Annotated in this window: 16 protein-coding genes; 9 read left to right on the forward strand and 7 right to left on the reverse strand. The window is 51.0% G+C overall.

Annotation, left to right across the window (positions count from 1 at the left end):
* Positions 1-269 precede the first annotated feature (269 nt).
* Positions 270-2,336, forward strand: a complete 2,067-nt coding sequence (locus K0J45_RS15665) for a methyl-accepting chemotaxis protein (RefSeq protein WP_220043219.1) — start codon at positions 270-272, stop codon at positions 2,334-2,336.
* Between the two features lie 245 nt (positions 2,337-2,581).
* Positions 2,582-3,604 carry a substrate-binding domain-containing protein gene (locus tag K0J45_RS15670; RefSeq protein ID WP_220043220.1) on the forward strand — a complete coding sequence of 341 codons (1,023 nt, stop codon included), beginning with the start codon at positions 2,582-2,584 and terminating at the stop codon, positions 3,602-3,604.
* Positions 3,605-3,624: 20 nt separating this feature from the next.
* Here K0J45_RS15670 and K0J45_RS15675 read toward each other — a convergent pair whose 3' ends face one another.
* The gene (locus K0J45_RS15675) at positions 3,625-4,896 is read right to left on the reverse strand and encodes a serine hydrolase domain-containing protein (protein WP_220043221.1); all 1,272 of its coding nucleotides are present in this window, start codon (positions 4,894-4,896) and stop codon (positions 3,625-3,627) included.
* A gap of 335 nt (positions 4,897-5,231) precedes the next feature.
* Between K0J45_RS15675 and K0J45_RS15680 the strand changes: the two genes are divergently transcribed.
* Positions 5,232-5,669 carry a dCMP deaminase family protein gene (locus tag K0J45_RS15680; protein WP_220043222.1) on the forward strand — a complete coding sequence of 146 codons (438 nt, stop codon included), beginning with the start codon at positions 5,232-5,234 and terminating at the stop codon, positions 5,667-5,669.
* A gap of 80 nt (positions 5,670-5,749) precedes the next feature.
* Here the strand turns inward: K0J45_RS15680 and K0J45_RS15685 are convergent, their stop codons facing one another.
* Positions 5,750-8,164, reverse strand: coding sequence for a hypothetical protein (locus tag K0J45_RS15685; protein WP_220043223.1), 2,415 nt, complete (start codon positions 8,162-8,164; stop codon positions 5,750-5,752).
* Positions 8,165-8,510: 346 nt separating this feature from the next.
* Here K0J45_RS15685 and K0J45_RS15690 point away from each other — a divergent pair, with 346 nt between their 5' ends.
* The 4 genes from K0J45_RS15690 to K0J45_RS15705 are packed head-to-tail and all read left to right on the forward strand — an operon-like array spanning position 8,511 to position 13,072.
* Positions 8,511-9,416: a nuclease-related domain-containing protein gene (locus tag K0J45_RS15690; protein ID WP_220043224.1), complete on the forward strand. Its 906-nt coding sequence runs from the start codon at positions 8,511-8,513 to the stop codon at positions 9,414-9,416.
* Between the two features lie 46 nt (positions 9,417-9,462).
* A complete protein-coding gene (locus K0J45_RS15695) occupies positions 9,463-10,590 on the forward strand; it encodes a hypothetical protein (protein WP_220043225.1) in 1,128 nt (375 codons plus the stop codon).
* Positions 10,587-11,039 (forward strand): three component ABC system middle component, encoded by a 453-nt coding sequence (locus K0J45_RS15700; protein WP_220043226.1) that lies wholly within the window; start codon positions 10,587-10,589, stop codon positions 11,037-11,039. The genes K0J45_RS15695 and K0J45_RS15700 overlap by 4 nt, the downstream gene beginning before the upstream one ends.
* The gene (locus K0J45_RS15705) at positions 11,036-13,072 is read left to right on the forward strand and encodes a DUF3732 domain-containing protein (protein ID WP_220043227.1); all 2,037 of its coding nucleotides are present in this window, start codon (positions 11,036-11,038) and stop codon (positions 13,070-13,072) included. The genes K0J45_RS15700 and K0J45_RS15705 overlap by 4 nt, the downstream gene beginning before the upstream one ends.
* 291 nt (positions 13,073-13,363) lie before the next feature.
* Here K0J45_RS15705 and K0J45_RS15710 read toward each other — a convergent pair whose 3' ends face one another.
* Positions 13,364-13,753 (reverse strand): hypothetical protein, encoded by a 390-nt coding sequence (locus K0J45_RS15710; protein WP_220043228.1) that lies wholly within the window; start codon positions 13,751-13,753, stop codon positions 13,364-13,366.
* 234 nt (positions 13,754-13,987) lie between these two features.
* On the opposite strand from K0J45_RS15710, the gene K0J45_RS15715 reads away from it, so the two are divergent.
* Positions 13,988-16,714: a DEAD/DEAH box helicase gene (locus tag K0J45_RS15715; RefSeq protein ID WP_220043229.1), complete on the forward strand. Its 2,727-nt coding sequence runs from the start codon at positions 13,988-13,990 to the stop codon at positions 16,712-16,714.
* Between the two features lie 69 nt (positions 16,715-16,783).
* The gene (locus K0J45_RS15720) at positions 16,784-17,728 is read left to right on the forward strand and encodes a hypothetical protein (protein WP_220043230.1); all 945 of its coding nucleotides are present in this window, start codon (positions 16,784-16,786) and stop codon (positions 17,726-17,728) included.
* A gap of 590 nt (positions 17,729-18,318) precedes the next feature.
* Here the strand turns inward: K0J45_RS15720 and gcvP are convergent.
* From gcvP to K0J45_RS15740, 4 genes are all read right to left on the reverse strand, one after another.
* Positions 18,319-21,207, reverse strand: coding sequence for an aminomethyl-transferring glycine dehydrogenase (gene gcvP / locus K0J45_RS15725; protein ID WP_220043231.1), 2,889 nt, complete (start codon positions 21,205-21,207; stop codon positions 18,319-18,321).
* Positions 21,208-21,375: 168 nt separating this feature from the next.
* Positions 21,376-21,765, reverse strand: coding sequence for a glycine cleavage system protein GcvH (gene gcvH / locus K0J45_RS15730; protein WP_220043232.1), 390 nt, complete (start codon positions 21,763-21,765; stop codon positions 21,376-21,378).
* A 193-nt stretch (positions 21,766-21,958) separates the two neighbouring features.
* Entirely contained in the window at positions 21,959-23,053 is a 1,095-nt protein-coding gene (gene gcvT, locus K0J45_RS15735) for a glycine cleavage system aminomethyltransferase GcvT (RefSeq protein WP_144201962.1), read from the reverse strand.
* A 476-nt stretch (positions 23,054-23,529) separates the two neighbouring features.
* Entirely contained in the window at positions 23,530-24,738 is a 1,209-nt protein-coding gene (locus tag K0J45_RS15740) for an FAD-dependent oxidoreductase (RefSeq protein WP_220043233.1), read from the reverse strand.
* Positions 24,739-24,747: the final 9 nt, after the last annotated feature.

Raw genomic sequence — 24,747 nt, forward strand, 5'->3', positions numbered from 1 at the left:
CCCAGGCTTCCCTTTTTCATGCCTGCATTTCTTCTCTTATCCTATAGCTCTGGCCATATTTACTAATCTAGCCAATCAGTTAGATTCAAGCTTAAATGCCACCTGGCTCACCTCTTGGCCATATCTGTTAATCAACTCTCATTTGCGCCAAACAAGTTGCATCCACATCACGCTTCTGTAAACGCCAGATTGCCTTTGGGTTAATTTTGCCACTTAATATTCATTAGATTTTTCTTATATCTAGTCAAAATTGTCTTAGGCTGGTTTTTATGAAAATAACAATAAAAGCTAAACTAATCATATTAGTAGGTGCTTTACTTGTCGCGGTATCGGGCTTGTTTATCATCAACACCTATATCATCGCGCAAGAAGTCCTTAAGCAGGAACAGAGCAACATCAACCAACAGGTTGAAGCCCTCATCAAACAGAACCTCATCGGCCAGGTCGACACCCTAAGCCGCTCCGTCAACGACTTCTACCAACAGTCCCGAGAAGCCAACATCAAGCAGGCGCTGGGGGATGAGATTAAGATGTTCCGCGATGTCATTAATCGCATGTACGAGAACAACCTCACCGACGATGCCGCCATGATGGTCTACACCTTCCTCAATGAGTATCAATGGGGTAACGGCCGCTACCTGTTTGCCTACAACGCCGACACCCTGGAGAATGAGGCGTCCGGCATGGGCGGCGTCTCCATGGGTAACAGCCGCGATGCCTTGGACGAGAAAGGTAACTACTATGCCCGGGACATAGTCGCCGCCGCTAGGGCCAATCCTATTGGATTTACCAGCTACTTCTTCTCCAATCCTTCGACCGGTCAAGTGGAAGAGAAACTCTCGGCCTCCTTCTACTTCGAGCCGCTTAACCTGGTGATCGCCACCGGTGAATATGTCAGCACATTGAAACAAGACAAACTCAACAGTGCACTGCAAACCGTGCTGGCGGCCAAGTTTGGCGAAGACGGCCACTTCTGGATTCAGGACAGTGACGGCAAGATATTGGCCCACTCGCAGTCATCTCAAATAGGCCAAGTCACACCAAACGCCGCCAAGGCGAAACAGGCACTCGGTAACCAAGCGGATGCCTTCGTCGCCTTACCTGTCACCGACCCTAAGACCCACAGCCAAGAGACGCAGATCGCCTATGTCAGAAAGATCCTCCCCGAGTGGGGCTGGGTGATAGGCACCGGCACCTATGAGTCCAACATCAGCGCCATCGAACAGGGGCTCACCGCTGGCACTGAGGCGATATTCAAACAGAAAATTTACCGCAGCATCGCCATTGCCAGCCTGCTTATCATCATCGCCCTGGCGTTTTGCGTATTCCTGCTCAACAAGATCATCGCCGACATGGTGATGCTGAAAAACCGCATCGACACCCTCTCCACCGGCGACGCCGACCTCACCTCCAGATTGGCCATCACCAGCAAGGATGAACTGGCGGCCATCGGCCACTCGGTTAACAGCTTCATCGGCTACCTGCAGACGATGATGCTGGAGATCTCCCACGCCTCACAGAAGATCACCCAGGGGATAGGCCAACTCGACATCCACTCGGAAAACAATCGTCAGGCGCTGAGTAAACACAGCAGCGAGACAGAGCTTGTAGTCACCGCCATCAGCCAGATGAATGCCTCGGCAGACGCCGTGGCCCAGAGCGCGGGCAAGATGGCCGCCAGCACGCATCAGGCCAACGAAGAGGCCAAGACCTCGACACTCACCGTCTCAGATGCCGCGGGCAGTGTCCAGGCACTGGCAAGCGAGATGAACTCGGCCAGCCAGAGCATTCACACCATGAGCGAGAACACCAATCAGATCATCTCGGTATTGGGGGTGATCAAGGAGATCGCCGATCAGACCAACCTGCTGGCCCTCAATGCCGCCATCGAGGCGGCCCGGGCCGGCGAGCAGGGACGCGGCTTTGCCGTAGTGGCCGATGAGGTGCGCTCACTCGCCTCACGCACCCAGTCCTGCACCACACAGATAGAGCAGATCCTCTCCACATTGAGACGCGACGCCGACACCGCCGAACAGCTGATGCTGGAAACCCAAAACAGCTGCCAGCAGGTCACCCAAAATACCGCCCGCGTCACCTCAAATCTGGGCGCCGTCACCGACTCCATCGCCGAGATCAACGATCTGGGCGGCCAGATCGCCAGCGCCTCAGAGCAGCAGAGCGTGGTAACGGCCGAGATCAGCCAAAACATGCATACCATAGAGGCGATGGCCCAGACCCTGCTGCAAAATGGCCAGCAGACACTGGAAAGCACCCAGAGCCTGTCGGCCGCCAATCAACAGCTCAGCGCCATGGTGAGTAAATTCAAGCTAGCCTAGGCCAGTTTCGGCGCCTCTGCTCTGATAGATGCGCCGACACCTTTATCCCGCTGAGTTTTACGCGCATTTATCACCGAAAATTCTTGATCCAACACATATCTTTAGCCGTATCACTTTGCTACATTTGGTTATCAAAATGTAAAATCTTGACCTGGCTTGATATGACTATGCTTATCAAGACGTTAGTTGCTAATACCTTAGCTACGACTAACCTAGTTATTAGGAAATGGATTCGAGAGGCTATTGTGACTCGGTTACTCATCACTCTCATCTCGCTGACCTTACTGGCCACCACCATGCTCAGCGCCGATGTCAGTGCCAAAACATTGAGATTTGCCGTAGTGCCAAAATTTTACGGCGCCTTCTTCGATCAGAGTAAGCTCGGCTGCGAAGCCGCCGCAAGACAGCTCAAGGATGTCGAGTGTATCTATCTGGGGCCAGAGATCTCCAGCGTGAGACTGCAAGATAAGGTGATCGAGCAACTTATCGACCAAGGCATAGACGGCATTGCCGTGGCCATCACCCAGTCTAAGTTTCTCGCCGAGAACAGCCTCACCAAAGCCAAGGCCGCCGGCATTCCGGTGATCACCTATGACTCAGATTTCGACGCCCCAACCCTGGCCGAACATCAAGATCTAAGACGCGCCTACATAGGTACAGACAACTTTGCCTTTGGCCTGGCACTGGGTGAGCAACTCAAAAAACTCAGGCCCAATGGCGGCACCCTGATCATCCAAACCGGCCGCCCCGACTCCCCCAACCTCAACCTGAGGATCATGGGCATTCGTAGCGCCCTGTCTGGCAAAACCTATGAAAACCCACCGGGCAAGCGACTGCAAAACGATAATGGCTGGACAGAGATCAGAGAGCCCTTCTCCAACTTCGATCAGCTCAGTCAGGCGGTGAAGCAGATGGAGTCAGTCATGAAAGGCAAGCCCATCAAGGCCGACTCCTTTATCGCCGTGGGTGGCTGGCCGCAAAACGATGAGGCCCTGTATCGTAAGATGATAGCGCCCTATAAAATCAAGCTGAATAACAAAGAGATAGTCGTGATTATTTCAGATGCGGCGCCGCCTCAACTGGCCATGCTACAAGACCGCCTCGCCCATACAAACATAGGCCAGAGCCCCTACGAGATGGGCCGCCAGGCGATCTTCACCCTGCACAAAATTGTCAGCGACCAGGCCTTCGAGCAGATAGTCTTTACCCCCATCAAACTCTGCACCCCCGAAAACGCCGTGACCTGCACCAAGAGCGCCAGCGACTGAATCAGTGACATTTTTGTCCCCTAGTTAGATGAGTTTACCGGCCGGTAGACTTGATTGATGAGCGCCGCCGCGATAGTAGTGGCCGGGTCGCGCCCATCCACGCTAGGGGCCAGGTTGGTCCAGACCACCAGGCTCACCTTGTTGTCTGGGTCATGGCCCATGAAAGAGTTATAACCCGGCAGCTCGCCGGTATGACCATAGAGCTGGCCAAACTTGGCTATGCCCAGGCCATAGTAGGCAGTGTTGGGATTGTCGGGATCGATAGGCTTTACGCTTGCCAGACGCAGTTTCTGCATCTCCTCATTTAACAGTTTGCCGCCAACCAAGGCCTCGACCCAGACCAGCAGCTCCCTGGCGGTCGATATCCCCGCGCCGGCCGCCCAGCCCCAAGAGGGATTAGCCTCGGTCTGATCCCCCGGCATTATCACCCCATCACGCGCCTCCTGCTGCATCGCCTCAGGCAGCGCCCCGTCCATGGTCAACACATTGGTGCCATACATATAGCCGTGGGCGTAGGGCTCGGGCAGCACGTTATCGGTGATCTTAGGAAACAGGGTTTGTGTCATGCCTAGGGGAGCAAACAGGCGGCGCTGCATGATCTCAGGCAAGGTGCTGTCATCGAGCTTCTGGGCGATCAGGCCAAGCAATACCGTATTAGTGTTGGAATAGCCAAAATCTGTGCCCGGCGTAAAATCCAGCGGAGAGTCGAAACTCAGCTTAAGCAGCTCATCTTGGGGCCAAGCATAAGCGGGATCCTGATCTAAGGTCTGATTCAGCGCTAATGTGGTGGTGTAGTTATGTAGGCCGCTCTCCATCGACAGCAGCTGAGCTATGGTGATCTGCTCACCGCTCGGCACGCCAGTCCAGTGCATGGCCACAGGATCTTCTAGCTGGAGCTTACCCTCCTGCACCATCTGCAAGATGATAGTGCCGACCCAGGTCTTGGTATTGGAACCAACCCGCAGGTGCTGATCGAAGCGGGTCGGCTCGCTGCCGCCATACCGGCTCACCCCAAAGGTATATTCAAAGTTACCCTTGGGGGTATGCAGTATCACCACGGCGCCGGGCACCAACATATCCTCGGCCAGCTCTGCCACCGTCTGCTGCATCTTGGCCGAGTCGATGGCGTTTAGCGCCTCCTCATCGTCACTGTTACAGCCACTGACCAGGACTCCGGCCAGGATACTGGCAAAGGTTACTAACAAGGCACTCACTAGGTTACTAACCCAGGCTCTCGGCTCTGCTTTATCCTTTTTAGACTTGCGCTGTTCCCACATATTTTTCAATATCATTTGGCACTCCCTTTGTCATCCTGCATCCAGGATCCGCACTCAGCCAGCTTAAAAACCGACCATCCATTGCAATACCCCAAGCTAGTCTGGTTTCGATTGGGATTCAAGCTATGTTGGATTTGACTCAGCTTTTCCGCGTTAGAGATTGGACGCTATTGCTGTAGCGCCGGTCGTTAAACTACAACTCTGATGAGCATGAAAATGAAGGCAAGAACACTCAATCCGCCAGACTTTGCTTTGTGTTGGGCGCGGCTTGATTTATCATTGTTCTCGACAGAGAATTGTTTCTGGTTAAGTCAATATATTCAGCCATATAGAATAGGAACCCTAAGTAGATGATGAGCAAATGGGCGATACGTTTTTTACAAATGGCCGAACTGGTAGCCTCATGGAGTAAAGACCCCTCCACCCAAGTGGGCGCCGTGATCACTGAAAACAACCGCATTGTCTCACTGGGATTCAACGGCTACCCGCGCGGGATCTCCGACAGCGCCGAGACAGACAACCGCGAGATGAAACTGCTCAAGACACTGCACGCCGAAGAGAACGCCATTCTCTACGCCAAGCGGGATCTCAGCAGCTGTGAGATCTGGGTGACCCACTTTCCTTGCCCCAACTGCGCCGCCAAGATCATCCAGACTGGCCTTAAGGTGGTACACAGCCCACAACCCAGCGACGACTTCCTCTCCCGCTGGGGCGACAAGATCAAAGTCAGCCAGGATATGTTTGACCAGGCAGGTGTAGAAGTCGATTGGATGCAGGTTGAGCAGTAAAATCAGTCCCCAAATCAGTCCCAAAATCAATCAAGAAATCAGGCACCTTTCGGTGCCTGAAACAATTTACAGCCCAAGTGTTAATTCACTAAGTTGAAGCTACTGCTAGTCGATACACCATCCCAATTACCGCTGACATTGGTCACGCTAATGGTATAGGTGCCGGGCGTCGTACCGCCACTGCCTTTTCTGTTGGGCGCAGATGTTTTCCAGCGAACCTCAGCAACGCCATTACTGTCACTGGCGCCGCTAACAAGCGTAATACTTTCCTGCGTCGACGTGTTGGTGACATTCATAGTGACTAGGGCACCTTCCTCTAACTCGCCATTAGCTTCCTGCACCAAGGCTCGAATAACCACCTCATCGCCGACTGTCATAGTGCTTGAAACGATATAAGTGGTTGTCTGAGATTTACCTTTACCACTTTGCTGTAAATACCCGGTGCTGATACTGCTCACCCCCAAGGTATCATCAGTCACAGGTGGTGAGCCCCAAGTAGTTGACGCCATCAACTGCGGCTTAGCCATCCCCGTATTAAGCCAAGCTTCCAGCATGTTATCGCCTTCGGCGCCGAGAAATGCGCTCTGGCGATTATTGGCCAAGTAGAGGAACTGTATGTACTCCCAACTGGTGCCTTGGTAAAGCAGGTCGATAGTGGCATACACGGCACCAGCCGGAGGATTAAGAGTCAGCCGATCATAATGCTCATACACACCGCCAACACCGGGAGCGCCAAACTGATTGGCGGGTACAGGCAACGCATTGCGCCTTTTAGCCTCATCGAAGCTCATGCCATAGGGAGGAATCCGATTGTCGGCCACCACATGATTGTTTAACGCAAAGTGAAAACTGTCCGCAACACCGTCGGCACTGCCAGCGGCTAAATCCGCCAGAGTCGTTACCACCTCACCACTAAAACGGTCATAGGCTAGCGCTATATCTCCGCTGACACCTAAGGACACTAACCGCTCAGCCCAGGCTTGGGTGATCCCATAATGCGCCGAATAGATACGGGTATTGGCACCAGTTAGATCCACTATCGACTCCACTTCAACAGCAGCCCCACCGGCAGGGTTGGCAAGCGTCACACCTATCGGCCCATAAGCGCCATCTTCACGTAACAATTGCTCGTCACCGTCATACCACTTGATGTTAAGCCACATACGCCGACCTTCAGGATAACCAGAGATCAGTTTATGCCCGGTGAGATTCACTACTGTGAGCAGGTTGCCAGCCACACTCAAGTTGGCCGCCTGTTGTAGGTGCTGCTTCGCCCTTTCGGTCGCCAAGTCGATAGCCGACAGCTGCGCCGTGGTCAGCCCATCACCTAGCCTTAACTGCAAGCGACTGTCCTGATATTTGATGACATCGCCAATCCAGCTATTACCACCGGTAAAGTCATGTTGTGGCAGGTCTTTACGCACTTGGACACCGCGCTTATTCGCACCGGCGCCTTGCACTGGCCGCATGTGACAGCTCTGACAGCTGAAATAACGAATATCACCATCGGCATAATTACCGCCGGTTCCCGCTAATAGTGCAGCCTGATAGGTCTGCTCAATCGCGCCGCCTGGATGACGTAAGTTTTCAGGCAGAGACAGAAAATCAGCCACCTGTGTGGTGGGAAATGCACTGGCTTTATATTCGCTAAAGGTGCGTTCAACCACGCCATAAGCATAAGGAGGATTATTAAACGCTGCCTTATCAACTACAGAGCCGCCCACATTTGGGGAGCCACTCGCGTCTTGAGAGGAGATCACCTGCGGCGCTCCGGGCTGCGTACCATTACCCGGAGCTAAATCGCCCACCACAGGGTTGGACACGTCATGACAGGAGCCACAAAAGTCCACATGGCGATGAAACTTAGACTGCATAAACTGATGACGGGCATCGGCATCGACATAAGGGCCTAACTTGGCGCTGCTGGCATTCCAGAGTGACAAGATGCCGCTACCGTAGAAACCTTCATCGGCACTTTGGCATGTGCCCGACGGCGCTAATGCCTTATCGCTACAGTTAGCAATAAAGGGGGCAGTCATAGCACCTTGCAACACGGGATCGGAATTGTCGGTGTTGGTCATCACATGGCAGGTATCGCAATCCACGCCATTGTCATCCATCGCAGGAATGCCCGAACCATCGGTTGGAGTTGAGTGCCCCTCGTACCAGCCTTTGGTGCTGTGACAGCGGATACAAAAATCCCCCGCGCCATCAAAATCTTGCTCTGCCACCGCCATGGTCGCCCAGAAGATCGGATCGCGACTGGCATTGGCCATGGCACTACCGCGCCAGCCTGTAGCAGGCTCATACTCAGGGTTGGTTTTGTTATAGCCAGAGTGGCAGTTATCACACTTGTCCGGTGACTCGAAGTTGCCAGCTTGCCCCTGTTGAGTCCCAGGCATCTGCACTTCGGTAGGCACCACATCTGCCGCAAAACATTGGGCGATGAGCAAGCTCGCGCCAAGCGCGATAAAGGAGAGTTTATTGAACATCATATTTGCCCCCATTGATTTTAAGCTGTGGAAAGGCGACAGCTAACGGTTAAATTTTAACCAATGCAGTTTATCTAATATTGACCTACCTCAAATTAGGTAAGCTTTGTTATAACATTGTGAACATAGGGCCATGAGCATTAGACCCTTAATGACTTAGCGGCTAGCGCTTAAGGGATAGGCGATAGACCCCCCACCAAAAGACCGCATCCAGCAAGATCGAAAAATGCGTCACAATTAGACCAATTAACAGTTACTTTTTAGGCACATTGATCGTATATTATGCGAATATTCATGGGTTTATATCTCTAACCACTGATATACCCTCTCATTTGCTTCAAGGATGAACATGACAGAGTTGGCAGCCAATCTCATATCAATAGCCGTCTTGCTATCGGGTATGTTTGTCGTGATGAGTGTCGCTTGGCTAATTCTAAAACGGCGTGACCTCACCCTAGATTTACCCGTCGATCGCGACCAACTAATCCGCATTCCCGCCTACGGCTTACAGCAACAGATTCAAGATCTGCAGATGGATGTCATCGGCGCCTTGGTTATCGCCGTCATGGTTGTTGCCTTTCCCTTTGCCATCGACAGCCTCAGGGCCCATATCATTCAAGAGGATGTCCCCTGGCTATTCATCTTTACCATAGTCATAGGACTGATTTATAGCGGCTACAAAACCTGGAAAGCCTTCACGCAACTGACCAAGCTGCGACTGGGTCATACCGCCGAAATAGCGACAGCCAACGAATTAATAGGATTACAGGCTTTAGGCTATCAGGTCTTCCACGACGTGCAGGCTGATGGCTTTAATATCGACCACCTCGCCATAGGTAAAAATGGCGTATTTGCCATAGAAACCAAAGGCCGCCACAAACGTACCAAAGATAAGAAGAACGGTGGTAAGGCTCATGAAGTCTTCTACAAAGACAACCGCTTATGCTTCCCCTCTTGGCATGAAACCAAGCCGATAGAACAGGCCGTAAGACAGGCCAAATGGGTAGGAAACTGGCTCTCCAAAGCAAGCAGAATCGAGGTCAATGCCATGCCTGTACTCGTATTTCCCGGCTGGTACGTCACCAATCAATCCAGGCCACCTTTCCCCATCTTGAATCACAAGCAGTTAGTGAAAACCTTACCCAAGGTGAACGGCCACAAAGAGTACGGCCAAACATTTACCCAGCAAGAGATGGACGCCATCGTCTATCAGGTTGCACAGCGGTGTTTGAACAAGCATGAAATAGAGAAATGATGACATCAAAGAAACTTACTCAGAGAGCATTCATTCAGGAGTATGTATGACTGGGGGCCAAGCCAAAAATTCCGCGTTAACAACAGCATTAGCCTTTCATTACCAAGTGTTGATAGGCTTGGATAAGTGCTTTGCATTGAAAGAAGACCAATCCGTATGGTTTGAAAAAGACGGTGATGTGAGTCTTGTTTCTCCTGATGCTTTAACTTCATCTCAAACGGAAGTGAAAGACTATTCGGCAGCACTTACTGACCACCATGAAAACCTCTGGAAAACGCTTAAGAACTGGTTAGCTCCCGAGTTCGATCATACCCAATATGGTGTTTTGGTACTGCATACCACACAGGCTTTTGGTGCAACAACCCAGCTGAAGGATTGGAACACTCGAACTGCCGAGCAACGCTTAAAAGTATTGAAAGATATTTATGCAGAACGCACTGATGAACAGCTAAATTCTGAAAAGCCTAAAGATATCATAAAATTGCAGAAGGCCGTAATGGACTGTGATGAGGCTTTGTTAAAAATTGTCATTGGTAAAGTGACCTTGTTTACCGAAGCCGATAATGCACAGGATTTAGAACAGTGTATTTTGGCTAAACCTGTAGGCATTCCTAAAAATAATTTAAGTAGTTACCTCCAGGGGCTAGTTGGTTTTGTGTATGCGCAGGCAACTCAGCATTCATGGAGTATTAGCCAGCTGGCTTTTAGGGCTAAGTGTGAAGAGTTAACAACTCTTTTATGTAAGAGGGAATTTACTTTCCCGGCCTTCTCAGGCTATGAAGCATCAGAGCTTGAGGTTGAACTACATCAAGACAAACTATTTGTTCAAAAAATAGCTGAGATAGAGCATCACGCAATGATCCCCGATGCGCTAGGTAATTGGCTGGAGTTGCAAAACTCTTATTTAGAGCAGCTCGATGAATATCCCTTGTACAAACATAAAACAAAATCCTATCAAAATCAGCTAGTTAGGAGGCTAAACCTTGCCCATTCAAGTGCTCAACTTGAGGCGGTTGATGCAATTAAAAGCTCAAAGTTACTATACAACAGAACCATGCAAGAACAGCCACTCAACATGGGTAATCATATTCCGCCAATTGAATATAAAAATGGCCTTATCCATGACGCAATGGACGATGACGAGCGTGATTTGAAATGGAAGGTTGAGCCATGAGTAGTATTGTCGATGCTCTGTATGAATTAAAGTACAACCCATTTGAGTATGGGCCATACTTGGCCTCTTTTTATACCACCTTAGAGGAATCTGAGAACAATTTGTTGCTTGCCCAGTTGGTCATACCGCTTTGTAGCCATCCGATATATAGCCATAAGCTGGTGAACTCAAACAAAAGAAGCTCTATATGGTCTGTATTTGACGACAGAGCAAAACTCTATGACCTACAAGAGCGGATTGAAGGGTTTCAAACCCTAACAGAGCAGTGTATTCAATATTGTTTAGTCAACGATTGGTTATTCGTTAATGAGCAGCGGCTATCCCTAACGAAATGTGATGAGGTTGTCTCTGGCTTTATCACTAAAAAGAGTGCAGAAAGATTAGGCCGGTTATTTAGCGGTCACTCAGTGGTCGAGATTTATGCGTTTTTAGGAGTGAAACCGCGATGAAAACACTTATTCATGAAATAGGCGTGATTGACAAGCAAGGGCTCAAACACCCTGTTAATTTTCAAGCAGGGCTCAATGTGGTTACTGGTAAATCATCAACCGGTAAAAGTGCCTTAATTGAAATTTTTGATTATTGCTTTGGCAGCGATGAGAACACAATTCCAAAAGGTGTTATTACAAACAGTGCTGCAATTTACTATGTCGCGCTTGCTGTTAACGAACAGGATATGGTGATTGCCAGAGACCCGAATCTTGCAGCAAGAGCATTTTTCCGTCGTGTTGAGACATTCGATTCAGCAAAGATTGATCGCGAATACTTTAATACAAGCTATTTTCGACCTTTAAGTGAGTTTAAGAAGCACTTAAGGGACTTTTTCTTAGATATTAATGATGTTGATGAATCTTTGGTTGCAAAAGCTTATAGGGGGAATCGTAAAGCTCCCACGCCATCAATTCGAAGTTTCTCATCGTTTCTGTTACAGCATCAAAACTTAATTGCCAATAAACATGCATTGTTTTATCGATTCGACGAGAAGGAAAAGCGAGATCAAGTCATTGAGCATACAAAGATATTTTTAGGGCTTGTCGATCAAAAGTTCTTTCACTTATCACAAGAAAAAGAGCGGTTAAGCACAGACGTAAAACGTTTAGAACGGCAAAAAGAAACCAATAAACGCACATCAGAAAACTATAAACAAAAAGTCGCCCCTGTACTAAGTCAGCTTTACGCTTTGATGGGCTTTAAAGATGAGCCTATATCACTGACAAAGGTACTCCAACATCCTCAAGATGCAAAGGATCAACTAGATAACATTATAGTTGCAGAGAAAATCGTTCACAGTTCCGATGCTTTGACACAACGGTATGAGCAGTTGAAACTGGCGCGTAATCAAAAAACTGCTGAGTTACGAAAATTGCAGCGTCAAGCAGCATCTATTAATAAACACATTCAAGCAGAAGAACGATTTGTTGATAATGTAAAACGGTTTAACTCACCTCAACATGTTCATATTTCCGCCTCGGTTTGCCCATTCTGCCATACTGAAAAAGACAACTTGCGACAAAATGCAAAGAAGCTTCAGGAGGCCATTACGAAAGTATCGGGGAATCTTGCTCAAGCTCGCCCAATGAAAGCAAAGTTCGAATCATCTTTGATTGAAGTGCAGCGTGATACAGAAATTGTTAGTAAATCGCTAACCGATCTCAATCAACAAATAACAGAAATTGAGAAAGCAAATCAGCAGTTATCAGAACAGAAGAGCTTATATGAAAGCATAATTATGCAAAAAGCCAAACTGTATGCACTTCTTGACACCTTAAATATGGCTGATGATGCTGAACTTGAAAAAGAAATCAAAGAGTTAAAAAAGAAGCTCAAGAAGATTACTGATGCACTCAAAGAGTACGATGTGCAAAAAGGTTTGGCTGCCGCATCGGATAAGGTTAATGAATATATGACTAGCATAGGTAGCTATTTTGAATTTGAGAAAAGCTATAAACCAATTAACCTCAACTTCTCATTTGAGACATTCGACCTTTATCATTTAACGCCCGAAAATGAAAAAATTTACCTACGCTCAATGGGTAGTGGTGCAAACTGGCTTTACTGTCATGTAACGTTATTTTTGGCACTGCATAGGTACTTTGCTGAATTAGGTGAAAAATGTGCAATCCCTTCGGTATTGTTTTTGGACCAGCCTACGCAGGTGTATTTCCCTAATTTTAACCGTGATAACTCTGAAACCTTCGAAGAACAAAAGACGCAAGAAGCCGAGCAGCGTAAGATCCACAGCGTTGATCAAAACATTGATGAAGACATTAAAGCCGTTGAAAACTTATTCAGCCAACTCTCGGTTTATTGTAATGTTCTTGAGAAAGAGAATGGATTTAGCCCTCAAATCATTGTGACAGACCATGCAGATAATTTAACGTTATCAAATAGAGTTCCGTTTGACTCCTTGGTCAATGGAAATCGTTGGCGTACGCGGGGATTAATTGATCCTGTACCATATTCAGACACAGATAAAAGATAAAAGATAAAAAGACATAACAACCATATCTTTTGTCGTGTAACCATCCAGCTCTAGGTGTTGAAGTATCGACTTTCTGGACTTAAAACGCATAGGCGACATCATTTTATTAAATTCACTAATAAAAAGCGGCCATCAGGTCGCTTTTTATATCCCTATTGAAACTTGCTCCACACAAAAAGCATTAATTGCGTCGCTGGCGATGATAAGACAATGAAGTTTGGGGTTTTCGCCGCGGAGTTGACTGAGGTCAATGAGCAGCGAAAATCTCGAACTGAGGCAGTATTATCAAGCCTAAGCAGCAATTAGCGCGATGAGGCCGTGCTGCTGCCCAACCGCATTTGCAACCGCTACCAATCGGCTTTTTATCTCTTGTTCTATGCCTGTACCGCGCTCAAGCAAGTCATCAACGGCGATGAAGGCGATGGTATTCAGGCGACTGCTCCCATAGTGATAGGCGTAGCCCGGTTCGACTATCCAGTTCTCTGAGGTTAGCTGCTCGGCCTTTTCATCCAGGGTTCTGACCAGGGTGAAGCCGAAGGTTAAGACATGATCTTCCTTGCCATACCAGTCTGCCTTTAGCGCCTGAAAATTAATCCACATCTCCAGCTGGGCCAGTAAGGGCTTAAGTGAACTCGAAAATCTATCATCAGCTGTTATGGTGATGGGGAATCCTTGCTGCATGGCTCTCTTTACCTCTTGCGTAAGCTTTTCGCTTACTTTACCCGCCAGCTTGCTCTTATTCTTGGCTGCCGGAAATGACCTCGGTCTGTCGATAGGGTTTGATTGTGCTGGTGAACCGCCTCAGATGCAATGGTAAAGACCAAAACCCAGGGCGCAATCTCCCACCACACCTTGTTGAAATTTAATGGTTAAGTTACTCTTGCAACGCTAATAAACCATGGGGATGGATAGGGTTTGCAAGGGATTCTGAGCTACTACAAACAGTGCTTTGCGCACGACAGCGCCGAGATCAACCTCTGGTCGTGCCATAAGCTGGCCGAGCAAGATCAGCTGCTGCTACAGGGCGAAGATGAACTGGCCAGTGGCTTTCTCCCCCGCCTCCCCTTGCCACACACCTTAGCCTCGGCGTTAATGAACCGCAGCGCCCTCTATCTGCGTGAGCGGGTATTACTGCATTGCAGCCTCTTCTTTAGCGGCACCATAGAGCTCAATGGCGAGCGGCGTAAGGTGGTTACACCGCTGCTCTATCGCGAGTGCCAGATACAGGCCGATGGTGATGAGATCTTTCTGCAAGCCAGCGAGTCATTAACCGGCCAGAACCCATTTACCATCAACGAGGCGCTGCTTGAAAAACTCGTGGTGGAAGGCCACAGCCTGACCCAGGACCTACGCGATAACCCTACCGACGTGAGCGGCTGGATAGCCTGGCTGCGCGCCGGACAGGCCGATGTGGATGCCACCCAGCTACTGCATTTTCCCAAGCTGATTGATGAAGCGATATTTGAAGGCTTAAGGCGTAAACACAAAGGCTTTCTGGTGAGTCGCAGCCAGCTGGTGCTGGCCGAGCGGTCCCTTGCCAGTCGCGGCATATTGCACGAACTCGACCTATTGATGGCGACAACTGAGCTTTCGCCGCCGCTACAGGCCCTGTTTGCCGAGCAGCAACCATCGCTCCAGAGCAAACGACAGATCACAACCCAGCAAGATTGCCTGCCGGGATTGCTGAGTAATGCCCAGATGCAGGCGCTGGATATCGCCGCCAACCACACCCTAGGACAGATCTCAGGCCCACCCGGCACGGGCAAAAGCTACACCATAGCCACCATAGCCGCCGAGCAGATATTGCGGGGCAAATCGGTGCTGATCGCCGCCCACACAGATGTTGCCGTGGACGTGATAGCCGATAAGTTGCAGCAACAGTTTCAGCTGGGCAGTAGCCTGATCCGCGCCGGTTCGCCGCAATTTATCAAGCAGCTCAAGTCCCAGGTGGACGACATGCTCAACGGCATTCATCCCGTCGCCAACAAGAAGGTAACTGACATCGCGCTGCAGAAGGCCTACAAGCAGCTCGAGATAGTGACCAGACAGCAAGCCAAGCTGGAACAGAGCTTTACCCGCCACTGCAAGCGCGCCATCGGTCGCGGCCAGAAGCTGGCGAGGCTCGAGCAGCAAAAATCCCGCTGGCGCCTGCCCTGCTATAACTGGTTCTATCGCGGCGGCATTAGGCGCTTCTCCCGCCAGTGGGAGGTGCTCGACAGCTTAAATGGCCTGATAGCGCAGAAAGAGAAGCTCAGCCTTGAGTATCTGCAGCTAGCCACCAGCCACAGGCAAAGCCGCCTGCTGCAAAACAAGCGCAGCTCCCTGGTAAACTTTGCCAAGGCGATACGGGCGCGTCAGTCGGCGAAACAGCTGGAGGCCTTCTACAACACGGACTTCTCGGCGCTGCAGCAGACCTTTCCCATCTGGCTGTCCAGCCTCGCCAATCTGCACAGGGTATTGCCCATGCAGCAGGAGATGTTCGATCTGGTGATCATCGACGAGGCCACCCAGGCCAATATTGCCGAGTGTCTGCCCGCCCTGCAGCGAGCCAAGGCGGCACTTGTGGTGGGCGACAGCAAACAGCTGAGACACTTCTCGTTTCTGTCTCGCGAGAAACAAGCCAGCATTCAAACCCAGCTCGGTATAGCACCCGACAGACGCGGACTGCTGAGCTATCGCGATGCCAGCATGTTAGACCTTGTATCTGGCTCGCTGAGCGCCCAGGCGCAAGTTGCCTTTCTGGACGAGCACTTTCGCAGCAAGCCTGAACTTATCCAGTTCAGTAACCAGGCCTTCTATCAAAATGCCCTCAAGGTAATGCAGCACAGGCCCTGCACCAGCTCGGGACACCTGCACAGAGTTCAGGTTAATGGTGAGCGTGATGCTAAGGGGGTTAACCTCCTCGAGGCCGAGGCCTTGATGGACAAGCTGAGCCAGCTTATTGAGGAACAGGCCGATGCCTTGGTGCCCTCTAGCATTGGGGTACTCTCCTGCTTTCGACATCAGACCGAGTATCTGTCGAAGCAGATCATGACCCGTTTCAGCCTGGCGCAGATAGAACGTCATCAGCTGCGGATCGCCACGCCCTTTGGGTTTCAAGGAGAGGAGCGCGACATCATGCTGCTCTCCTTCAGCGTGACTGCACAGGACAGTCGCGCCGCAGCCTACCTTAACCGCGCCGATATGTTTAACGTGGCTATCACCCGCGCCAAACAGGCCCAGTGGCTGTTTCTGTCATTGGATGAAACTGCGCTGCCTAACAATAATCTGCTGGCCAAATACCTCACCTCGGCGACCCAGTTTGAGGCCAAACACAATTATGTCGATGCGTTAGATGAGTTCGGTCAGGCGGTGACCCAGGCGCTGGAGGCAAAAGGCATTACCGTGTGGCGCGCCTACCACATGGCGGGGCTGGAGCTGGATATCCTCTGTCGCCACGGCGACCAGTATCTGGCGATAGACTTAATTGGCTACCCTGGCCCCTGGGAAGACTTCTTCGAGATTAACCTCTACAAGCTACTGCAGCGCGCCGGCGTCAGCCTGATGCCGCTAAGCTACGGCCTGTGGAGCCAGCAGCAAGCCCTGTGTATCGACTACATCTGCAAGCAGTTCGGCATAGCGCCAACCCTAGATGTCGCTTGAAGAAAATTCAATTGCCCACAGCCAGTTAATACCGCAAGGTTATGTTTTTAGCTCAAATGGATAGCAAGTATGTCAAAGGGAATGACACAGCTTAACCGGATATCTCTACCGTTTTTATTACCGGCGTTATTGCTGACTTTATCACTGACCTCCACACTCGTTTTAGGGCTGTCGGTGGGCGCGGAAAACCTAGCCATCCCCAGATTGGAACATACCTACTTACAGGATCCCCATATGGAGGCTCCCTGCACAAAGGACATGATCGATAACACGGCAAACCTCACCTATCGAAATGATGCCATGCTGGAGAGCGGACAAGAGGTTCATATGATGAACGAAATCGAGCTCACCTTAGTTAGTAACGAGATTGATAGACAAGCCACACCGCAAATCAGCGCCGCCAAATTCCTCTCCGCCGCCATGACACTCAGTTGTGATAGCGACTGTGACACCATGGACGGCCTGAACCGTCACGCCGGGCAGCTATTTATCGCCTTTAACCGCTACCTCGCCAACCTGCCTCAGCTTAATCTAGTGAGTGCCAAAGACGTTAAGCTAATAGATGATAACGCGTCGCTATTTATCCGCATATCGCAAAGCAAGGCCGAGATCACCAAGTTATTAGCAGAGGACATTGAGAGCGGAATCAGCGAGGGAAAACAGCCAATCGTTTACGTCAAACTCCTTGGGGAACATGGCTTAGTGCTACACCTCAAACTCATGCTTACAGGCAAAACCTGGTTAATCGCAGAGACCATTGAAGAGGGCTTGAGAAGCACAGAAACCGTTGAAGACGGCTTGAGCCTAGCAGAGCAACTGCCCTTGATTAACTTCAGCCAAAGCGAGTATGAGGTCTTTCATCAAAACAGGCCTTGGGCGGAGCATTTTGTAATGAATCAAATCCGCCTAAACCAATGCTGGCACAGGACAATCGCCGCAACACGACTCGCACCAGACGGCACCACCACAACCCAGGACAGAGACGTCGTCACCTGCGACTATCAATACCGATAACGGCTCAGCCACGCACAGCCCAAATTTAGCTTTTCAGCTCTAACAGGCATAAAAAAACTAACCACATGGATTCGCTTTTTTATATCTAAGCTTCAGATGAAGCTAGCTATTACATAATTGCGTCGCTGACGAAGCACTCTTTGCACAATCCGCTCCGCGGCGGCAAATCGAAGGCTTTCGCGCGGAGTTGACTTGTGTCAATGAGCACAAAAGCTGAGATTCAACGCCGCAGTAGCGAGTCTGAATAGCCAACAAAAAAGCGAACCTTAGGTTCGCTTTTTTTAGAGGATGATCCCCCCAAAAATGACGTTACTGCCGAAGATAAGACAAGGAAACCTGCTGTTTTCGCCGCGCAGTTGACTCTAGTCAATGAGCAGCGAAAACAACGGAATGACGCCGTATTCTATAGACTCATTAGCCAACAAAAAGCGAACCACAAGGGTTCGCTTTTTTATCAGTTAGTCGATCACATAATTGCGTCGCTGACGAAACTAATGCAAGGCGGATTGAGAGCTTTCGCGCGAAGTTGACTTGTGTCAATGAGCACGAAAGCTGAGATTCAACGCCGCAGTAGCGAGTCCAAACAGCAATTATTTGTAATCGTCAATCGGTGCACACGAACACATCAAATTACGGTCACCATACACATCATCAATACGATTCACAGTCGGCCAGAACTTGTTAGCCTTAACCGCAGCCGTTGGGAACACGGCAGTTTCACGGCTGTATGGACGAGAGTCGAACTCGCTGTCCATGATGTCGGCCATAGTGTGCGGCGCGTTGTGCAGCGGGTTGTTGTCCGCTGGCCACTCACCGGCTTCAACCTTGGCGATCTCGCCGCGAATCGCAACCATGGCTTCGATGAAGCGATCCAGCTCAGCCTTAGACTCAGACTCTGTCGGCTCGATCATCAGGGTGCCGGCAACCGGGAAGCTCATGGTCGGTGCGTGGAAACCGTAGTCGTTCAGACGCTTAGCGATATCCATCTCGGTAACGCCTGAGGCTTCTTTGAGTGGACGCAGGTCGATAATACATTCGTGCGCCACGCGATCATTACGGCCTGTGTAGAGCACAGGGTAATGGGCAGACAGCTTCTTCATTACATAGTTAGCGTTTAGCAGTGCCATCTGAGTAGACTGTCTCAGGCCCTGGTAACCCAGTAGCTTGATGTACATCCAGGTGATAGGCAGGATGCTGGCGCTGCCGTATGGCGCTGCCGATACCGCACCGTTGTTGTCCGACTCACGACCATGTTTAACCACGGCGTGACCGGCAACGAATGGCGCAAGGTGTGCTTTAACGCCGATTGGGCCCATACCTGGTCCGCCGCCGCCGTGTGGAATAGCGAAGGTCTTGTGCAGGTTAAGGTGCGACACGTCTGCGCCGATTGAACCAGGTGAAGTCAGACCTACCTGAGCGTTCATGTTGGCGCCGTCCAGGTATACCTGGCCGCCGTGCTGATGGATCACTTCGCAGATCTCGCTGATGGTCTCTTCGTACACACCGTGAGTCGATGGGTAGGTCACCATGATGCAAGAGAGGTTTTCAGCCACTTCGGCAGCCTTTGCCTTAAGATCTTCCATGTCCACGTTACCCTGCTTGTCACAGGCGGTAACCACAATCTTCATGCCAGCAAGCTGGGCAGAAGCCGGGTTAGTACCGTGGGCAGACTGAGGGATCAGACAGACATTTCTGTGGCCTTCGCCGCGAGACTCGTGGTACTTCTTGATAGCCAGCAGGCCGGCATATTCGCCCGATGCACCCGAGTTAGGCTGCATGCACATGGCGTCATAGCCAGTGATGTCGACCAACCAGTTTGATAGCTCTTCGATAAGCTCGGCATAACCTTCGGCTTGATCCTGCGGGCAGAAAGGATGCATGTTGCCAAATTCTGGCCAGCTCACCGGCATCATCTCGGTCGCCGCGTTCAGCTTCATGGTGCAAGAACCCAGTGAGATCATCGAGTGGTTCAGTGCTAAATCTTTGTTTTCCAGACGCTTGATGTAACGCATCATCTCAGTTTCGCTGTGGTAGCGATTGAAGGTTGGATGCTCAAGGATAGCGTCTTGGCGTACCAGCTCGGCTGGAATTGAGTTGCTGCCATTAGCGATGATGTCGGCATCGATTGCCGCCACATCCAGACCATGACCTTCGCCCAGTACGATATCAAACAGCTGCGCCACATCTTCACGCGTGGTGGTCTCAGCCATGGCGACACCTAGGATGCCGTCGCTGTCGATACGCAGGTTAACTTCACCGGCGATGGCGCGAGCCTGCACGGCGGCGCTGTCGGCAACCTTGAAAGAAACGGTATCGAACCAAGTATTGTTAACCAGCTCAACGCCTTTCGCTTTCAAGCCAGCGGCAAAGATATCGGCCAGACGGTGGATACGGTCGGCGATGATCTTCAGGCCTTGTGGGCCATGGAATACGGCGTAGAAAGAGGCCATGTTGGCCAGCAGCACCTGTGCAGTACAGATGTTTGAGTTAGCCTTTTCGCGGCGGATATGCTGCTCACGAGTCTGCATCGCCATACGCAGTGCGCGGTTGCCGCGGGTATCTTGAGACACACCGATAATACGGCCTGGTAGTGAACGCTTGTGCTGATCGCGAGTCACGAAGAAGGCGGCGTGTGGACCACCAAAGCCCATCGGTACACCGAAACGCTGGGCGCTACCGAAGACGACGTCGGCGCCCATTGAACCAGGCGACTTGAGCGATACCAGCGACATGATGTCGGCGGCAACAGTCACGACGGCTTTCTTCTCTTGCAGCACGGCAAACAGCTCGGTGAAGTCGGTGATTTGACCATAGTGGTTGGTGTATTGGAACAAGGCACCAAACAGCTCATAGTTAACCGCTTCGCTGGCTGGGCCAACCACGATTTCGAAACCGAAACATTCGGCGCGGGTCTTCACCACGTCGATAGTCTGTGGGAACACATCGTCGGCGATGAAGAAGATGTTGGCTTTCTTCGCCTTAGAGACACGCTTGGCCAACGCCATGGCTTCGGCGGCTGCGGTGGCTTCGTCCAGCAAAGAGGCTGAAGCCAGGTCAAGACCGGTAAGATCCATCGACAGCTGTTGGAAGTTAAGGATGGCTTCCAGACGGCCCTGGGCGATCTCAGGCTGGTATGGGGTATACGCCGTGTACCAACCTGGATTTTCGAATACGTTACGCTGAATCACGCTTGGCACTATAGTGCCGTAGTAACCCATGCCGATGTAGCTCTTGAACACCTTGTTCTTATCCGCGTACTTGCGAATTGAGGCAAGGCCTTCGGCTTCGCCACAGGCGCTGCCAACGGCAAGATCGCGTCCAAGACGAATCGACTCAGGGACTATCTGTCGTGTCAAATCTTCTAAAGATTCTGCACCAACGAAGTTCAGCATCTCTTGCTGATCTGCGCTGTCCGGGCCGATATGACGACGGATAAATAGTTCGTGCTGCTCTAACTGAGTGAGGGTTTCAGTGGTCATGATTAACCTAGTTCCATATTTGCCAGTATCCTAGCTGTAGGGGGCTGGTGTTACCGGTCTCGTTGTTTGATGTGGTTCTACTTCTCATTATCGGCCTGCATATTGCGCGGGCTTATAACGAACGAAGCCCCATCTCTTTGCGATATGGGGCTTCGTAGGCATCGACAATTACTCTTCGTCGATAACCGCTTGATAGCCTTCGGCATCAAGCAAATTGTCTAGTTCGCTCAGGTCGCTTGGCATGATGCGGAAGAACCAGCCATCACCGTATGCGTCGCTGTTAACCAGCTCAGGAGAATCTTCTAGCGCTTCGTTAACCGCTACCACTTCACCTGAAACGGGTGCGTAGATGTCTGAAGCGGCTTTTACCGACTCGGCTACCGCGCAGTCATCACCAGCGCTAACACTGTCGCCAACTTCTGGCAGCTCAACGAATACCATGTCGCCTAGCAATTCTTGGGCGTGCTCACTGATACCAACAGTGTATGAACCGTCATCTTCTTTGCGGATCCATTCGTGTGAAGAAGCGTATTTCAATTCAGTCGGAATATTGCTCATTATTTTTGTTCCTTGTTCCGTAGTGCTAAATTTTAAAAACTAAGACTGTATAACCACTCAAGCGCCTGTCATTCGACTGGGTCAGCCGATATTTTAGCAGCTTTGGCCCGAGTTGCTTAGGTAGAGCAACCCGGCCCCGCTATTGCCCTTTCGGCAGCCTGACGGCTAAACAGGGATAACCCTTATCAAACAGTTAGAAAGCCTGCTTACCGTTGCGCACGAAGCTAGGTGCGATCACTTTAACAGGGACGCGCTTCTTACGCATCTCTACTTCTGCGACATCGCCAACAGAATTTGGCACGCGGGCCATGGCGATTGAGTAGCCTAAGGTCGGAGAGAAGGTGCCACTGGTGATAGCGCCCTGCTGCTCAACGCCTTCTGCGTCGGTGAAGAAGACTGGCATGCCGGTGCGCAGTACGCCCTTGGCTTCCATCACCAGGCCAACGAGCTTATCTGTGCCGGCGGCTTTGATGGCGGCTAGCGCTTCGCGGCCGATAAAGTCACGGTCTTCAGGTTCCCAGGCGATGGTCCAGCCCATGTTGGCCGCCAGCGGGTTAACGCTCTCGTCCATGTCTTGGCCGTACAGGTTCATGCCTGCTTCTAAACGTAGGGTGTCGCGGGCGCCCAGACCACATGGCTTAACGCCATTATCTAGCAGGGCTTGCCACAGGGCTTCGGCTTCAGCCTCGGGTACGATGATCTCGTAACCGGCTTCGCCTGTGTAACCTGTAGTTGCGATGAAGAGAGAGCCAGACTGCACACCGAAGAAAGGCTTCATGCCTTCAACCGCTGCGTTTTGCTCGTCGGTAAATACCGCCGCCGCTTTCGCCTTAGCGTTAGGACCTTGAACGGCGATCATCGCCAGCTCAGGACGCTCAGTGACAGTCACGTCATAGCCTTTAACTTGCTCGGTGATCCAGGCGAGGTCTTTCTCGCGAGTGGCCGAGTTCACTACGATACGGTAATGGGTGTCGCTGAGATAATAGGTGATCAGGTCGTCGATAACGCCTGCATTGTGGTCTAACATGCCACCGTAGAGTGCCTTACCCGGCACCTTGAGTTTGGCGACGTCGTTGGCCAGTAGCTTACGAAGAAAATCACAGGCCTCAGCACCCGTAACATCAACTACTGTCATGTGAGACACGTCAAACATACCTGCGTCTTGACGCACAACATGGTGTTCTTCGATTTGAGAGCCGTAGTTTAGCGGCATGTCCCAACCGTGAAAGTCGACCATTTTGGCGTTAGCTTCTAGGTGCTTGTTAAAGAGTACAGTTTTATTAGCCATTATTATCTCTTCTTTTTTTGCCCTTTTCGGGTCTTACCTGGCGGTGCCTCAGCGCTAGGGCATGATTGATGAAATGGGGCAAAGGCCGAAAGGGTCGGTCAAGCACTATCTTGTCATCAATAGGCGGTAGCGAAGCAGACGGTCATGGTGAACCGCCTCGAACTGACACACCTGAACCTAGGGTACGTAGGGCCAGGATGTGATTGCAAAGATGAGTTTTTGCATCAATTGCGTCGAATAAGATGCATCAACAAATTCTGTTTTAAGATACGCGCTTGGTATCAAAATGCGGCGAAATTATACCTTGCGTCACAGTTTTGTATACAAGAGAATTTTCTAATCCGAACCATTTTCCCATTACTTTTTCTCATGTTTAAAATGTAGTTTTTTTACATGAGAATCCGTATATCAAATCAAATGATGTCAACCACTTGTATTTAAAAACAAAATGATAAGGTGCCGCATTTTTCCCGAGCTTATTTACACAACTCAGGCAAGCGGGTTTTGTTACCCATAGCCTGTTGCATAAACAGTGTTTTCACAGGAGAAAGGTTATCCACCAGGTTGAGACCCAGATCCCGCAGGGCTTTCTTCACCGGATTGCTACCTTCGAACAGCCGCTTGAAGCCCTCCATCGCCGCGATCATCTCCAGCGCGTCCGCCTTACGCCAACGCTCTAGCGGACGTAGATTGGCATAATCGCCGAGATCCTTGCCCTTGGCCTTGAGTTCACTCAGGGTCTCGATAATGGCGGCGGCGTCTAAGAAGCCCAGGTTAACCCCCTGACCTGCCAGCGGATGAATGGTGTGGGCCGCATCCCCCGCAAGCACCAGACGGTGGCGGGCAAAGTGGCGGGCATAACGCATCCGCAGCGGGAAGGCCTGTGGCTCGCTTTCCAGCGTACACATGCCTAGCTTACCGTCGAAGGCGGCGGTCAGGCTGCGTTCGAACTGCACCTTGTCGCCCTCCAGCAGCGACTCCGCCTTGGCCGGTGGCACCGACCAGACGATAGAGCAGAGATTTGGCTCAAACAGCGGCAGAAACGCCAATGGGCCATCACTTAAGAACACCTGTCTGGCGGTGGCATTGTGGGGCAGCTCGGTGCGGATCGAGGCGACGATGGCATGATGGCCATAGTCCCAGAAGGTCATAGGGATCTTGCACTGCTCGCGCACCCAGGAGTTGGCACCGTCGGCTCCAATCACCAGCGCCGCCGACAGGTTGTCGCCGTTATCCAGGGTCAGCCAGGCCTCACGCTCACCAAAGGCGATTTTTTCCAGGCGGTGATTTTCCAGGTGAGTAATCTCACTTAGCTCACCGGCACGGATCGCCAAGGCATGGCTGATGTTGTCATTTTCTATGATGCTGCCCAGGGTCTGCTCGCTGATAGAGTGTGCATCGAAACCTATCTTGCCCAAGCTATCCTTATCCCACACCGCCATCTTCTGATAGGGGCCGACGCGAGACTCGTCGATATAGGCCCAGGCACCCAAATGGGTAAGGAATCGCTGACTCGCCTTATTGATGGCGCTGACTCTTAATCTGGCCTCACCGGATACCGCCTGGGTTTCGCCGGCATCGATCACCACGACTCTCAGCCCTTCCTGCCCCAAGCCGATGGCGGTTGCCAGCCCGACCATGCCTCCGCCGATGATGGCCACGTCATAGGTTTGTGTACTGAACATATAGCGATC

It is taken from the genome of Shewanella alkalitolerans (assembly GCF_019457575.1).
Lineage (GTDB): Bacteria > Pseudomonadota > Gammaproteobacteria > Enterobacterales > Shewanellaceae > Shewanella > Shewanella loihica.

Bases quoted from the DNA above. Each gene is read 5' to 3' on its own strand.
- gcvH (WP_220043232.1), bottom strand. From the start codon at position 21,765: ATGAGCAATATTCCGACTGAATTGAAATACGCTTCTTCACACGAATGG.
- K0J45_RS15720 (WP_220043230.1), top strand. From the start codon at position 16,784: ATGTCAAAGGGAATGACACAGCTTAACCGGATATCTCTACCGTTTTTA.
- gcvT (WP_144201962.1), bottom strand. From the start codon at position 23,053: ATGGCTAATAAAACTGTACTCTTTAACAAGCACCTAGAAGCTAACGCC.
- K0J45_RS15680 (WP_220043222.1), top strand. From the start codon at position 5,232: ATGATGAGCAAATGGGCGATACGTTTTTTACAAATGGCCGAACTGGTA.
- K0J45_RS15695 (WP_220043225.1), top strand. From the start codon at position 9,463: ATGACTGGGGGCCAAGCCAAAAATTCCGCGTTAACAACAGCATTAGCC.
- K0J45_RS15690 (WP_220043224.1), top strand. From the start codon at position 8,511: ATGACAGAGTTGGCAGCCAATCTCATATCAATAGCCGTCTTGCTATCG.
- K0J45_RS15710 (WP_220043228.1), bottom strand. From the start codon at position 13,753: ATGCAGCAAGGATTCCCCATCACCATAACAGCTGATGATAGATTTTCG.
- K0J45_RS15700 (WP_220043226.1), top strand. From the start codon at position 10,587: ATGAGTAGTATTGTCGATGCTCTGTATGAATTAAAGTACAACCCATTT.
- K0J45_RS15705 (WP_220043227.1), top strand. From the start codon at position 11,036: ATGAAAACACTTATTCATGAAATAGGCGTGATTGACAAGCAAGGGCTC.
- gcvP (WP_220043231.1), bottom strand. From the start codon at position 21,207: ATGACCACTGAAACCCTCACTCAGTTAGAGCAGCACGAACTATTTATC.
- K0J45_RS15740 (WP_220043233.1), bottom strand. From the start codon at position 24,738: ATGTTCAGTACACAAACCTATGACGTGGCCATCATCGGCGGAGGCATG.
- K0J45_RS15675 (WP_220043221.1), bottom strand. From the start codon at position 4,896: ATGATATTGAAAAATATGTGGGAACAGCGCAAGTCTAAAAAGGATAAA.
- K0J45_RS15685 (WP_220043223.1), bottom strand. From the start codon at position 8,164: ATGATGTTCAATAAACTCTCCTTTATCGCGCTTGGCGCGAGCTTGCTC.
- K0J45_RS15665 (WP_220043219.1), top strand. From the start codon at position 270: ATGAAAATAACAATAAAAGCTAAACTAATCATATTAGTAGGTGCTTTA.